Genomic DNA, 13,962 nt, shown 5'->3' with positions numbered 1-13,962 from the left:
AATCTTACCATATAATCGGGACTGTTGAATCATCTTTTGCCGCCAATGCCAACAGCGGCGTCGCCCGACGAAGGGACGAGGTGACGTTTCTCACCGCAGGATTCGTTCCTGCTCCCCCGCGAGCTCCGACCAGTACGGGTACCCCTCGACATCTCCGGCTACCGTCAGGGCGCAGGCCCCCACTCGATTACCCAAGCGGACCGCATCCCGGTACGGCCAGCCCCGGAGCAGCCCTGACAGGAAGCCGGCGGCAAAACCGTCCCCTGCCCCGATCGGGTCAATCACGTGGGCGACCGGGAATCCGGCTACATACTCCAGTTCATTCGGCGTCGCAAGGTAAGCTCCGCGTTCCCCCAGTTTGATGACGACGGCCCGGGCGCCATTTTGCAGGAAGCGTTCAGCCATTCGCTCCGTTTCACTTTCACCGGTAAGGATCTCTCCCTCCTCCCATCCGGGGAGCACGATATCGCTTCTGCCCGCGAGATCCATCAGCACCTCCCTTGCCTCTTCCCGCTTCCACAGCTTCAAGCGGATATTGGGGTCGAACACGATGGTCACCCGATGTTTTCTCGCTTTTTCGATGGCATGGTACACAGCTTCCCTGCAAGACAGGCTAAGCGCCGGGGTAATTCCCGTCAGATGCAGGAACTTGGCCTTGGCGATCAGCTCCTCGTCAACGTCCCCCGGTTCCAGGTAGCTGGCAGCCGAACCTTTGCGGTAATAGTAGACTTTCGGCTCCCCAGCGGCCCGCCGTTCTTTGAAAAAAACAGCCGTCGGGTGGCGATCGTCAAACACCACCTGTGACGTGTCCACTCCTTCCCCGCGGATAAAGTTGCGGATGTACAGCCCAAACTCGTCGCTCCCCAGCCGGCTGACCCAGCTTACTTGATGGCCAAGCCGTGCGAGGCCGATCGCCACATTCGATTCCGCTCCTCCGATCGTCTTCTCGAAACGGTCGGCAAAGCGGAGGGGTCCGGCCGAAAGCGGGTTGAACAACACCATTGTCTCTCCGAAGGTGACTACGTCCATACGCGATCTCCTGTGACAGGCACCGCCGGGACCGCCAAGCCGGGGGCTCCTTTTTGCGAGGTTTTCAAGTCCGGTGCGTACCGCCGAATCATGTCGAGACCGATTCGGGCGCGGCGGACCCTTTCTCTGCACAAATCGATCGACGTTTTTTCCAGATGGGTGCCGGACGGATAGATGTTGGGTGAATTGCGCAGTCCGAATTTGATGTAGACGGGAGCGGCCACCCGGATGATCTCTGGTATTTCATAGTGACGGATGAACCCGCCGATGTCGTCCGGCGCTTCCACATAAATGTCGATCGGGATGTCGCCGGCTTGCCGGATCGCGGCCAGACGAGCCAGTGTCAGGTCGGTGGGAACATTGTACGTACCGGCCCCGATTTGTTCGACCAGGCGAATCGACACGGGGTTTGCCTGCGCCATCTGGACGGAAACCTTCACGACGAGATCTCCGGGCAGCTCTCCCGTTTTCCTGAACTCGTTGACCAGCCACAGCAGCCCCTCATCCGCGACCAGTATACTGCGGATTCCCATCCTGCATGCCCGTTTGATGTCTTCTATGGCGTAGACAAGCTGATCCATCCCCTGGGAGCGAAGTCCGGCGATCTTCCCGGCGCTGGCCCAGGTCATCGGCGTGATATCCCACGTCCCTCTTGGCCCGACAAATAAGCTTACCTCGAGATTCTCCCGTCGCCCGATATGCGCCATCTGTTCCAGCTCTTCGTCAGTCAAAAGCATGATCCCGCTCCCCTGCGATACCCGGTGGATCGTCACACCGTACGTTTCGCACGCGCCTACCACCGCTTCAAACGAGGCAGGCCCTTCGACACTCGGTATTTCCACTCGGTACTGCGCCCCGTCCGGAAACGTTTTGGCGGAACTGGGCAAATCGTGGCAATCACCCGGTGGAAATCCCAATCTCTCCATCATCTCGCGAGTATGTTTCATAGTCCGCTCCCCCTCTCCTCAGCCTGCTGCATGAATGAGACCTCCGCCCGATAGTCCAGCACCGCTTCCTCCCAAATGCTCAGCGGCACGACGCCATTGGCCGCATCCGTATGTCCTGTCATCCGATTGGCGGCAGCCACCTGCCTTTGACGCGTGCGGATGGCGGAAAGCCGCTGCTCTGCTACCAGGGCTCTCTGCGCCTTGATGTGCCCGAAGGAAAAGTCCAGTCTGCCGCCGCAAAACGCCTCTTCCTCGAGGAAATGGATTTGCCGCTCTCGCAGATTCAGGTACAAGAGATCTCCCGTCTGCAAATACAAAATCCCTCCACCCTCGGATGCTTCCGGGGTCATATGCCCGATCGCGGCCCCATACGTCACCCCGGAGTACCGTCCGTCACTAATCAGCGTCGCCAGCCGCTTCAGGTTGCGGTTGGCATTGATATGCTGCATCGGGGTAAACATCTCGGGCATTCCGAAGGCTACCGGCCCTTGGCCGGAAATGACGACGCAGATCTTCAGCACACCGTGGTCCACCATTCGGTCAAACAGCAGCTCGTAGGAGAGAGTAAGCCAGTCTTCCACATGCTGGGGAGCATTGTGCCTGAGCACGGCTACCAAACTTTCCCGTGTGAAGTTCCTTGCTCGTTTCACCTTTTCCAGCAACTGCGAATCCAACAGGCTGCGGTTGGCTTCCTCTTCGTTCTCGTAATAGAGGACGAATGCCGCCTTCCGGTCAAACTCGTCCAGCTGACTTGTCGTCATTCCGCTGATTTTCACAACCGCACTTTCAAAAAAATTGCCAGTCAACACATCTACTCCGCTGAACGGACGGCGCGGTGCGGAAAGGATGATCGGGTTTTCTTTCACATGCGCTGCAGACAAGCGGGCCTGGCCCGCCAAACGCTCCCGCCAGGACGTACCTGTAACCGTAGGCGCATCAACATCCATCGGCACGCCGTTTTGCATCAGCTCGTAAAACAAGGTCTCCATCCCTCTGCTGCTGCCTCCGCAGCACTGCATCGCCAGTGCGAAGATATCGCGCCCCTGGGTCAAGCTGTAGTCGAACAGGTCTGGCACGGGATGCTCATGGTGGATCCGATCCAATTCCCCGAGGTCGAATCGGTAGCCGCCGTACAGCATGGCCGCCACGAGATGCATCATCAGGTTCGTCGATCCGCCTGACGAGCTGTGGATGCGGACCGCATTTCTGATGTTGGCCGCCATCACATGGGCCGTGCCGAATGCCGGCTGGTTGATCATCGCCGCCAGGCTGTCAACGGCCTGGTTCACCTGATCCTGGGTCGGCGGTGCGGTCAACAGCTCGACAGCTGGATGAACCAGTCCCAGACCGGCGACGAGATGGCGGGAGCTGTTCCCCGTTCCGTTGAAAGCGCAAATTCCCCCTTTTCCGTCACACGTGGCGACGGCCAGACGCTGCTCGTACTCTTTATGCTGTGTTTTGCTGATGATCCCTCTGTCTACCGCCCGCTCCAGCACGCCTTGGAAAGCGGTGTTGGACGAACATTGCAAAATGTACGCCAGCGCATCCCGCAAATCGTCGGCAATGTCCCTCGCGCCTGTCTCTTCCGCCTTCTTCGCGACCCGCTCCAATTCGGAAAACAGATCAGCAGGAATGGTCCCTCCTTGCAGTACGTGCGCGGGGGCAAATGTGGCAAAAAATGGTACTTCTCCCCGATACCGGCGAATCCGATCCAGATGGGCCAGCGCGCTGACCACGCCGAGCGGTTGCTTGTCACAGCCCTGGATGACAAATGCGCCGTGGTAGCTGTGCGCCTCGATCTGGTTCACCACCATTTGCGCGACCGCGTTGCGGCTTTGCAGCGAATAGCTCATGCCCTGGTTGCTCTGCGCCGTCCCGTCGCACATGACCGGAGTAGAAAAATAGAACGGGACTCCGCCATTTTGCCAGATGCGGATCGCCGCCCGGCTGGATGTCTGAAAATCCATGATATGGGCAGGATGGTCCGGGGAACCGCCGATGATGGCGATGCGGGGCGCATTTTCCTCCAGCCGGTTGTAAATTTCCTCCAATGTCCAATCAGGCGCCGGTCCCTCATAGGAGGAGCCGAGGATTTGCTTTGAACGATCCAGCAAACCAGCTACGCATATCGGTTCGTTCGCTTTACCCTGGACGTTGTCCCGATATGGATTGATCCAGCTGTGGATCGGCGGAAATGGTTTGGACATGGTTCGCACCTCCTTCTGACTTAACAGTTTTGCTTCGAATCGGCCATCACTTGTGTCACACTGCCGTCTTCATAGCCCCACACGGGCTTCACCTGATACAGCTTGAAGGCCGTTTTCTTCATCCTCTCACCTGCTTTACTTGCCTGTATGGGAAAAGTCCATGACTACCGGTTCCGACAGCACCTCGATGTCCATCCTCTCCCTTGCCTCGGGCAACAGGCTTTCGGAAATCCAGATGTCCCGTACCTGCAGCGTATTTTCGATGCGGACAAGCCGTACACAGTTCAGATCGAAGGCGTTGCATGTCTTGATCGCCGCCTTCACGGCCAGCTCTCCTGTGTTGAGAAACATCGGCAGCTTGACCGTGCCGACCACCGTGCTGGTCAAAGCGTTCGCGTACCCTTTCACCCAGTCGATCTCTTCGAACACCCGCCTCGTCGTGATGTCGGCCAATCCGATTCCGTTGGCGTTTCCATGTGTTTTTTCGGTCAAGCCGAGCACCACTGTCCGCACAGCTTCCACCCCTCCGCTCGCGTAGGGCGTGGCAAAACGTCCGGTAATATTGGGGTCCATGCCGTCACCTGAGATGTCTTTGCCGATTTCGTCAATCACCAGCACATCGAGCGGGTCGAACAGAATCTTGGGCATCAGCGTTTTTGCCTCGACCAACAGCTTTGGCTCTTCCTCGTCAAGTCTTTCGGCAGGAATCACGACTACCTTGGCGGGCCGGTCAAACGCATTTTCGATCGTCCCTACGCCAAAAATGATGGGCGTTTTGGCGATCATCACCTGGGCCATTTCCCTAACGTGCTCTGCCATGTACTTGAAGCTGTATGCGTGGGCAGCCTCTGCTCCCCTTTGTTTGCCAAGGCCGATCGTGATCATTTTTATCAATCCGCTCTCCACCGGCCCGCGGAATGCGGTATGGGGCTTGATCCGGTTGATTACGATGATCTTGTCCGCCTGATAAGCGTTTTTGTCGATGTAGATGGGCAAACCATTTGGCAGACTGGCCACCTGGGCGACCTCCATACTGGAGTGGATCGGCGCCTGGACAAACGATTCGGTGACCCCCAGTGATTCCAGCACTTCCTTCTGTCCTGCAGCCGTCGCTCCGCCGTGGCTGCCCATCGCCGGGACGATGAACGGATCTCCTCCCGCCTCTTTGACCGCCGTCACCACTTCCCGCGCAATCGTGGCAATCTCGGTGACGCCACGGCTCCCGACCGCAATCGCCACCCGGTCCGCCGGCGCTATGCGCGACAACACGCCGGAGCTTCTGAGCGCCTCACGAACCTTTAGCGCCACATCCGGCAGCTCGGGAGCATGGAAATGTTGCCTCACCTTGGCCATCCGGGGGAGAGGGATATCCCGAAGCAGCTCTTCGATAACCTGCATGTGCCGATCCTCCTTTACTTCCGAACCTTGGCGACCTCGTCGTACATCTCCTTGACGAGCTCCTCACCGATCTCTTTGGCGAATTTATCGATCACGGGCTTGATGACCTCCTGCATGCGCGCCATTTCTTCCGCCAATACCTCATTGGCCTTCATGCCTGCCGCCTTTAAATCTTCGAGCGCCTTTTGATTCTCGCTGAAGTTCAACTCCCGCTGGTATTTTCCCGCCTCGACAGCCGAATCGCGCAAAATTTGCCGCTCCTCTTCGGAGAGCTTATCCCGGAACTTTTTGCTGACAAGGAACACGAACGGAGTATAGACGTGCTTCGTCAAGCTCAAATAGCCCTGCACTTCGTTGTATTTGTTCGATTTGATCGTAGCGAGCGGATTCTCCTGCCCATCAACGGTGCGGCTTTCCAGCGCGCTGAACACTTCGGAGAACGCCATCGGCGACGGATTGGCCCCCAATGCCTGGAACGCTGCGAGATGGACCTGATTCTGCATGGTGCGGATTCTCAGTCCTTTGAAGTCTTCCGCTTTTGCCACCGGATGCTTGCTGTTCGTCAGGTTGCGGAACCCGTTTTCCCAATATCCGAGCCCGATCAGGTTATGGGCTGGCAGTTTCTCAAGCAGCTTCTGGCCCACTGGACCGTCCAGCACGGCATGCGCTTCCTTCTCTTCATTGAAAATGAAGGGGAAGTCAAAAACCGCGTATTCCTTGATGTCACCAACCAACGGCGAAGTGGAGGGAATTGTGATCTCCTGCAGACCGGCTTGCAGGGCTTCCGTCATTTTTTTGTCATCCCCAAGCTGGGCGGCGTAGTACGGCTGCACCTTCAGCTTTCCTCCGCTCTTTTGGTCGACTAGCTCCGCGAATTTTTTCAGTCCCTGCCCCTCCGGGTGATCCTCATTCAACCCGATCCCCGCTTTGATCGACCGCTCTTGTATCCCTGTGGCAGGAGTCTGCGGAGAAGACGTCGCTGCGCTTCCTCCCGATCCGCCGCAGCCTGCCAGCAAAAGCAGTGCGGGAACAGTACAGCCGATAACCATGTTTCTCAACCACTTTTTCACAAAAATCCCCCCAACGTTTGACTTTCACACCCGTTTACACCAGGGCCGCATAGCGAGCTTCTGGACAGCACTCCTGCAGAGGAACGCTTGCTTTCACTTCATGGTTGACCAAATATTTCGGATACTCGCCGTGAAGCAGGACATCAACCACGCCCATCGCCGCTTTGGCCCTCATTTCTGCGGCTGCTTCTTCCGAGTACCAGGCGACATGCGGCGTGAGGATGACGTTATCCATCGAAAGCAGCGGATTGTCCGTGTCGATCGGCTCACGCTCGACCACATCCAGAGCCGCACCAGCGATTTTCCCCGTCCTCAGCGCATGGATCAGCGCCTGCTCGTCAATCACAGGTCCGCGCGACGTGTTGATGACAATCGCGGATTCCTTCATGGCAGCGAACTGCCCAGCTCCCATCAGCCCTTCTGTCGCTTCCGTCAGCGGAGCATGGACGGACACGATATCCGCGTCCGCACAAAGCTGATCGAGTGTCACGATCTGCACTCCGTATGAAGCTGCCACCGCTTCCGGCACATACGGGTCAAACGCGATGACGCGAAGTCCGAGCGGTTTCACTTTCTCGGCCAATGCCTGCGGAATCTTCCCGAATCCGACCAGCCCGAGTGTCTTGCCGCGCAGTCTCGCGATCGGCTGCGTCACCTTGAAGTCCCAGACGCCGTTTTTCACGGCTTGATTGGCGACGACAACCTTGCGCGTCCAGGCGAGGATCAAGGCAAGCGCGTGATCCGCGACTTCATCCATGCAGTAATCCGGCACGTTGGCCACACAGATCCCTTTTTCCGTGGCTGCCCCCAGATCGATCGTGTTTACTCCTACTCCGTAGCGGGTGATCACTTTGCAATTCGACAGATTCTCAATGACTTTGCGGCTGATCGGGGCGTATTGGTTGATCAAGGCGTCTGCGTCACGACAGGCGGCGATCACCTCTTCCTCCGTCCGGCATTGCACTGCTACGAGCTCGATCTGTTCGCTGCTAAGCACCTGCTCTTCATACCGCAGATCGGCGTACTCCCAATCCGTCACGACGACTTTCCATTTGCGCATGCATGTCTCCCCCTTAGATAAACCATTGTAGTGGCACCGTCACAAGCGACGGGAACAGGATCAGCAAAAAGAGAATCAGGATCTCCACCAGCAAAAACGGCCAAATTCCCTTCATGATGTCTTCCATGCCGATCTTCCCTACCCCACAGGCGACGTTGAGTACAGTCCCGACCGGCGGTGTCAACAAACCGATGCAGTTGTTCAGGATAAACAGAACGCCAAAGTAGATCGGATCGATGCCCGCCTTGATGATGATCGGCATCAGGACTGGCGTCAGGATCAATATGGTCGGTGTCAAATCCATCGCGGTGCCCACCATCAAGACGATCACGTTGATCACGATCAACAACAGCAGCGGACTTTCGATCAAAGGCCCCAACATATCAGTCAGCAGCACCGGAATGTTCGCCACCGTGATCAACCAGGCTGAGACCATCGCCGCCGCGGCAAGAAACATCACAACGCTCGTTGTCTTGGCGGAAGCGACCAAAATGGAGTAAAGCTTCTCTATTTTCAACTCCCGATATACAACCACGCCGACAAACAGCGCGTAAAAAGCGGCAACGACCGCAGCTTCAGTGGGAGTGAACACGCCGCCGCGAAGACCGCCGACGATAATGACGGGGAGAATCAGCGCCCAGACTGCTCCCTTCGTCGCGTCCAGGATCTCTCTCCGCGATTTGCGAGGATACACGTCGAATTGTCCCTTTCTGACCACCAGTTTCCAGGTGACCATCAAACCGATGCCGATCATGAGACCCGGGACAATTCCGGCCATGAACAGCTTAGTGATCGAGACCCCGCTGGTCACGCCAAAGATAATCATCGGAATGCTCGGAGGGATGATGGGAGCGATGATGCCGCCCGCGGCGATCAGTCCGGTTGAACGGTTTCGGTCATACCCCGCCTTTACCATCATCGGGATCAAAATGGCCCCCAGTGCTGCGGTGTCGGCCACAGCAGAGCCGGACAGCCCCGCAAACAAGATGCTCCCCATGATCGCCACGTAGCCCAATCCGCCGCGGATGTGGCCGACCAGCGCCAAGGCAAACGCGATGATCCGTTTGGAAATGCCGCCCGCGTTCATCAGCTCTCCCGCGAGGATAAAAAACGGAATCGCCATCAGCGGAAAGTTGTCCGCGCCATTTATGAGGTTCTGCGCGATAATTTGGCTGTCGAAAATATCCATGTACACCATCAGGGCGACACCGCTGAAGAGCAAGGCGAAGGCAATCGGCATACCCAGTGCCATCACTGCCAGCAGGGACCCAAGAAATATACCCAGCGTCATCTATCTCCCGCCCTCCTGCACGACTTGTTGGCTGGACGCCAGCAGTTCTTCTTCGGATTCCCGCCCCCGGACAAATTCCTCGACAGACCGGTGTCCAAACAACACCCGGTACAGATTGGAGATGATGACGATGGCCATACACACGCTCATCACGATCCCGATCCCGTACACGTACCCGAGCGGCAACCCGGTTGCCGGGGCGGAGCTGTTCAGGTTGATCAGCGTCATTTTCCAGCTGCCGTCAAGTACGAGCCAAAGCACGTAGAGAAGCAGTCCGTTGGTGATCACAAACACCAGTTTTTTCATCCTAGGCGAGAGTCTCTTGACGAGCATGTCGACGGACAGGTGCTCATTGTCTTTCAATGCGCCGATGGCTCCCAGAAAGATCAGCCAGACGAACAGAAAGCGCGACATCTCTTCCGACCACGTAATTCCGGAATTGAATAAATACCGCAATACGACGTTTCCGAAAACAAGAATAGCCATGAATGCCAACGATAACGCAATCGTGCCATTCAGCAGTACCTTCAGGATTTTCGAAGCTTTCTGCACCGGATTTCCCTCCTTTTTCATCACTTTGCCTCCGCTTTGATTTTCTCCACGATTTCCTTCGCCCATGGATGCTTTTAATAGATGTCGTCATAGAGCGGCCCTGCCGCTGACTCCATCGCCCGTCTGAACGAATCGTCCGGCTCCGTGAATTTGATCCCCTTTTCCTGCAGGAACTTCTTGTCGTCCTCGTAGCTCTTTTCCAGCAGCTCCCATTCGTAGTCGGCGGATGCCTTCGCCGCTTCCTCGATGATCGTTTGCTGGTCGGGAGTGAGCTGGTTCCACAGTTTGGCGTTGATGATATACAGATTGGGACTGAACATGTGGCGGGATTCCAGCACATCCGACTGGACTTCATACCAGCCGGAAGCCCTCAACGTGGCAATCGGGTTGTCCTGGCCGTCCACCACTTTTTGCTCGAGTGCCGTGAACACCTCGGAGATCGGCATCGGAGTGACATTGGTACCCAGCAGTTTGCCCAATGTGATGTAGTTCGGTATGTTGGGCATTCTCACACGCAGCCCTTTGAAATCGTCCAGGCTGGCAATCGTTCTGTTGCTGGAAAACATCCGGAAGCCATTGGCGCTCCAGGCAAGCGGGTGAACACCGTGTTTGCTTTCCAGTTCCTCGGTCATCTCTTTGCCGATCGGTCCCTGAAACACTTTCTTGGCATGGGCGAAATCTTTGAACAGAAACGGCCATTCGCCCACTGCCATCTTGGGGATGTCGGCCTGCATGATCAGACCTGGAATGCCCATTTCGATCGTCCCGTTGCGCACACCGTCGTATAATTCCTTTTCCGCACCCAGCTTGCTGTTGTCGTAAATTTGCACCTGCAGTGTACCATCGGACTTCGCTTCCACAATCTTTTGAAACTTTTCCCGCAGGGCGACGTTTTGCGGGTGGTCCGTGGCGAAGTAGTTGGCGACCTTCAAGATGTGCGCCTTGGCCGCTTGGGTTCCTCCTTCGCTTGGTGTCACGCTGGCTGGCGACGACTGTCCCCCGCACCCCGAAAGGATAACGGCTGTGGACAGAAAGAGCCCCGGGAAGATTCCCCACCTTTTTTTCATGATTCATCCCTCCAATTTGTATGGATCATTGCGGTTCCTCCACTCCGGCCCTTAGCTCGGGGATCAGATCGGGAGGCACCTGTCCTTGCACGGCTGCGACCAGGTTTTTCGCCGCGGCCATCGCCATGGCAAACCTCGTCTGACGCGTCGCCGATCCGATGTGGGGAAGCGTCACCACATTGGGCATGGCGAGCAAGGGGTTGGCCGGGGAGACGGGTTCCTCGTCAAAAACGTCCAGACCCGCCCCCCAGATCTGTTTTTCCCGCAGCGCTTCGATCAAAGCCGCCTCGTCCACCGTTTTTCCCCGCGATGTGTTGATGAAGATCGCCGTTTCCTTCATCAGGGCGAATTGCTCGCTGCCCATGAGGTGCGTCGTTTCTTTCTGGAGCGGGACCATCAAGACGACAAAATCGGATTCCCTTAAAAGGTCCGCGAGCTGCCGGTAGGCGACACCCAGCTTTTCCTCCGCTTCCGGTTTGCGTCTCCGGTTGTAATAAAGCACCTCCATGCCAAAACCGAGTTTCCCCCGCCTGGCGATTGCTTCGCCGATTCTTCCCATACCGATGATGCCCAGCGTCTTATGGTGCACATCCACTCCAAACAATCTCTCATCGCTGGTCCTCTCCCATTTCCCTTCCTTTACGTGCCGATCCAGCTCGGGAACCCTTCTGGCTGTGGACAAAATCAACGCGAAAGCCAGATCCGCTACCGTCTCGTCCAGAACGTGCGGCGTGTTCGTCCCCATGACGCCCCGCTTCTTCATCGCTGCGAGGTCCATGTTGTTGTATCCGACCGACACATTGCTGACCACCTTCAGTCTGGGAGCAAGTTCGAGCAGCTCGCCATCGATGCGTCCGCCCACCGTCAACAACCCTTCGGCATCGGAGATTTCCTCCAGCAGCCGTTCGCGGGGAATCGGCTCCCTTTGGTCCCATTTTCCATAGGCGCAATGCGCCGCGATGTACGCCTCCACCTCCGCAGGTACCGTGGTGGCGAGATAGACTTTCGGTTTCATGGCAGGCCTCCCGGAATGTCGTATTAACGATTTGCTTCCTCGATTGGATTTTTGACGATAATTAAATAACATAGTTTGTCATGATTTCATGCATAAACGGAATGAAAAACACGACAACGGCCGCATATAGACGCAAATGAGAATTCATGTGTGAGAAGAGAAAAGATCATGCATTGTTTGTTTTACAATATAAAACACAGTTTTGAAGTTTTGCTTTAAAAAAAGTTTACTTTAAAAAAAGCCTTCTCCTGTTGAACTGAAAGCGTTGTCAATTCATGAAAAAAGGCAGGATTTGATACAACTCAACACTCTTGTTTTACATTATAAAACCAGGTTCTGATATTTCACTAAAAAATAAAGCGCTTGTTGCGTCGTTATGCGGATTTAAATATTCAATCAATTCATTCTTTTCTGTTAACAATTATACTAGCTGGTACTCAAAATCATGTCAACGTATTTTTTCCAAGTTCTTCTCCTTTACAGGTACAAGCTACATTATCGGTACCAGCTACAATCACAGCTACATTCAGGAAAATCGTCAAAAACAGAAAGGACCCATATGAGGTTACTTTTTCAAAAGTCCCTCTTGTGGGTCACAGTTCACCATACAGCGCAGGGTGATTATTTGGCTAGATTATTTGGCTAGATTATTTGGCTAGCTTTTTTGTCTGGCTTTTCTCCGACACTCTGCCGAAAAACGGTCAGAGCCATGTGAGGCCGCCCTCGCTTCTAATGGATATCGTGCTTTTTGAAGTTTCCGCCTCTCACTTCTGCTACATCGTACACCATAACAAAGGCACTCGGGTCAATGCCCTGGATGATTTCTTTCATTTTGCTTTCTTCCAATCGGTTGATCACGCAAGTAATTTCTTTGAACTGCTCGTTGGAATATCCGCCTTGTACGAGATTATATGTAGCACTGCGCCCCAAGCGGACACGAATGGTCTCTACCATGTCTTCGGGATGTCTGGTAATAATTTTAAACGTTTTTGCTCCGCTTAAACCTTCTTCAACGATATGTATCACTTTTGAGGCGATAAAATAAGCAATCCCGGACAAAATAGCCCCCTGAAGGCCGAATACGCTCGAGACGACGATAAACACGAACGTGTTCAGGAATAAGATAAGATCGCTTGTACCGAAAGGCAATTTTCGGGAAAGCAAAACAGCCAACATATCAATACCGTCCAATGCTCCACCATTCCGTAAGGCCAGACCCATTCCAAAGCCGATAATAATTCCGCCGACAACGGTTACCAGCAGCGTATCGCCTTCGATGATGGGCGTGATGTGATGCATGACTGCAGTGCCGACGGCCAGTGAGGCAATGCCGATGACGGAATAAATCGCAAAGCTTTTTCCGATTTGCTTGTATCCTAAAAATATAAACGGAATATTAAGAACCGCGATTAAGAGTCCCAGCGGCAATCCGATCAGCTCTGATCCAACGATGCTTAAACCAGTCACGCCGCCGTCGGATACGCTGTTCGGAATTAATACGGCTTCGAGTCCATAGGCGGTAATAAATGCGCCGATGATCACAGCTAGTCCTCGTAAAATTTTTTTCAATATGGCTGGTTTTTTTTGTTCTGTCTTCATCTAACAACCTCATTTCGTTTTATCGTAGCAGCTTTTTGTTGTAATTTGCAGGATTGCTTCAGCTTGTAGTATCTCCCATTCTCTACGTTGCCAGTGCAATAAGCTCAGTGGCTTTTTGTATACTTGTATACTTGTATACCACTGGAGCCACCTGCTCATTGCTTATGGTATTTTCTAAGGCGTAATCACCCCCGTCACGGACTACTTTTTAGAGCTTTCGGTAATCGCAACTCTTTCAATGTGGCCATAGAACCTTACGAGCCAATCTTTTAAACAACAAGTTCGATTTACTTGCCGATAGCTTTAACGATTCTTTTCATGCTCTCTTTGGTGTTTCAGATAGCGTCCATCTTCCGTTTATGTATGGTGACAAAAAGATCAACTCGTATTTCGCACACGAAATATATTGCTATAATTTATTAGCGATGTCAAATATCAATTGGTTCATTATGTATTTGCATATCTCCTTCGGTACTTACGGTTTGGTTCTCCGATTGGTCTGTAATGGTAAATTTCAGTAGATATGCTGCGCTCAAGGAGTTCTTATTTTTTCTTTTTTAATGATGAGTATGAACGACCAGCGGAAGCGGACTGGAAATCCGCGCATTCACCACTTTCCCACCATCTCAGATGGATAGTACTTATTATAGTAATAAACTTGCTGTCTGTAACAAGAAAAAAGCCTTGATTACCAAGGCTTTCGAGTTATCTGTCATGGTGATCTGGA

General features: G+C 54.3%; 11 protein-coding genes. All 11 read right to left on the bottom strand.

Annotated elements, in window-relative coordinates; all coding sequences use genetic code 11:
• Positions 1–90: 90 nt before the first annotated feature.
• On the bottom strand, positions 91–1,029 hold the full coding sequence (locus NDK47_RS08900) for a sugar kinase (RefSeq protein WP_251874471.1): 939 nt from the start codon (positions 1,027–1,029) through the stop codon (positions 91–93).
• A complete protein-coding gene (locus NDK47_RS08895; protein WP_251874470.1) occupies positions 1,020–1,976 on the bottom strand; it encodes a U32 family peptidase in 957 nt (318 codons plus the stop codon). Before NDK47_RS08895 ends, NDK47_RS08900 begins: the two co-directional genes overlap by 10 nt.
• Complete coding sequence (locus tag NDK47_RS08890) at positions 1,973–4,183, bottom strand: dihydroxy-acid dehydratase domain-containing protein (RefSeq protein WP_251874469.1); 2,211 nt, start codon at positions 4,181–4,183, stop codon at positions 1,973–1,975. The genes NDK47_RS08895 and NDK47_RS08890 overlap by 4 nt, the downstream gene beginning before the upstream one ends.
• A gap of 135 nt (positions 4,184–4,318) precedes the next feature.
• Positions 4,319–5,581, bottom strand: coding sequence for a nickel pincer cofactor-dependent isomerase, group 22 (locus NDK47_RS08885; RefSeq protein WP_251874468.1), 1,263 nt, complete (start codon positions 5,579–5,581; stop codon positions 4,319–4,321).
• Positions 5,582–5,595: 14 nt separating this feature from the next.
• Positions 5,596–6,651, bottom strand: coding sequence for a TRAP transporter substrate-binding protein (locus NDK47_RS08880; RefSeq protein ID WP_251874467.1), 1,056 nt, complete (start codon positions 6,649–6,651; stop codon positions 5,596–5,598).
• Positions 6,652–6,685: 34 nt separating this feature from the next.
• A complete protein-coding gene (locus NDK47_RS08875; RefSeq protein WP_251874466.1) occupies positions 6,686–7,711 on the bottom strand; it encodes a C-terminal binding protein in 1,026 nt (341 codons plus the stop codon).
• Between the two features lie 13 nt (positions 7,712–7,724).
• Positions 7,725–9,002 (bottom strand): TRAP transporter large permease subunit, encoded by a 1,278-nt coding sequence (locus NDK47_RS08870; RefSeq protein WP_251874465.1) that lies wholly within the window; start codon positions 9,000–9,002, stop codon positions 7,725–7,727.
• Entirely contained in the window at positions 9,003–9,554 is a 552-nt protein-coding gene (locus tag NDK47_RS08865; RefSeq protein WP_251874464.1) for a TRAP transporter small permease, read from the bottom strand. It lies immediately after the preceding gene.
• Positions 9,555–9,628: 74 nt separating this feature from the next.
• A complete protein-coding gene (locus NDK47_RS08860) occupies positions 9,629–10,621 on the bottom strand; it encodes a TRAP transporter substrate-binding protein (protein WP_251874463.1) in 993 nt (330 codons plus the stop codon).
• A gap of 25 nt (positions 10,622–10,646) precedes the next feature.
• Positions 10,647–11,636, bottom strand: coding sequence for a 2-hydroxyacid dehydrogenase (locus NDK47_RS08855; RefSeq protein ID WP_251874462.1), 990 nt, complete (start codon positions 11,634–11,636; stop codon positions 10,647–10,649).
• Between the two features lie 729 nt (positions 11,637–12,365).
• On the bottom strand, positions 12,366–13,235 hold the full coding sequence (locus tag NDK47_RS08850) for a YitT family protein (protein ID WP_251874461.1): 870 nt from the start codon (positions 13,233–13,235) through the stop codon (positions 12,366–12,368).
• Between the last annotated feature and the right edge of the window lie 727 nt (positions 13,236–13,962).

It is taken from the genome of Brevibacillus ruminantium (assembly GCF_023746555.1).
In the GTDB taxonomy this organism is placed as follows: domain Bacteria; phylum Bacillota; class Bacilli; order Brevibacillales; family Brevibacillaceae; genus Brevibacillus; species Brevibacillus ruminantium.
Note: the sequence above shows the minus strand (reverse complement) of the source record. Positions and strands in the feature narration are given on the sequence as shown.

Coding starts and splice junctions, on each gene's coding strand:
- NDK47_RS08850 (WP_251874461.1), bottom strand. CDS start 13,235: ATGAAGACAGAACAAAAAAAACCAGCCATATTGAAAAAAATTTTACGA.
- NDK47_RS08855 (WP_251874462.1), bottom strand. CDS start 11,636: ATGAAACCGAAAGTCTATCTCGCCACCACGGTACCTGCGGAGGTGGAG.
- NDK47_RS08870 (WP_251874465.1), bottom strand. CDS start 9,002: ATGACGCTGGGTATATTTCTTGGGTCCCTGCTGGCAGTGATGGCACTG.
- NDK47_RS08895 (WP_251874470.1), bottom strand. CDS start 1,976: ATGAAACATACTCGCGAGATGATGGAGAGATTGGGATTTCCACCGGGT.
- NDK47_RS08875 (WP_251874466.1), bottom strand. CDS start 7,711: ATGCGCAAATGGAAAGTCGTCGTGACGGATTGGGAGTACGCCGATCTG.
- NDK47_RS08860 (WP_251874463.1), bottom strand. CDS start 10,621: ATGAAAAAAAGGTGGGGAATCTTCCCGGGGCTCTTTCTGTCCACAGCC.
- NDK47_RS08900 (WP_251874471.1), bottom strand. CDS start 1,029: ATGGACGTAGTCACCTTCGGAGAGACAATGGTGTTGTTCAACCCGCTT.
- NDK47_RS08885 (WP_251874468.1), bottom strand. CDS start 5,581: ATGCAGGTTATCGAAGAGCTGCTTCGGGATATCCCTCTCCCCCGGATG.
- NDK47_RS08890 (WP_251874469.1), bottom strand. CDS start 4,183: ATGTCCAAACCATTTCCGCCGATCCACAGCTGGATCAATCCATATCGG.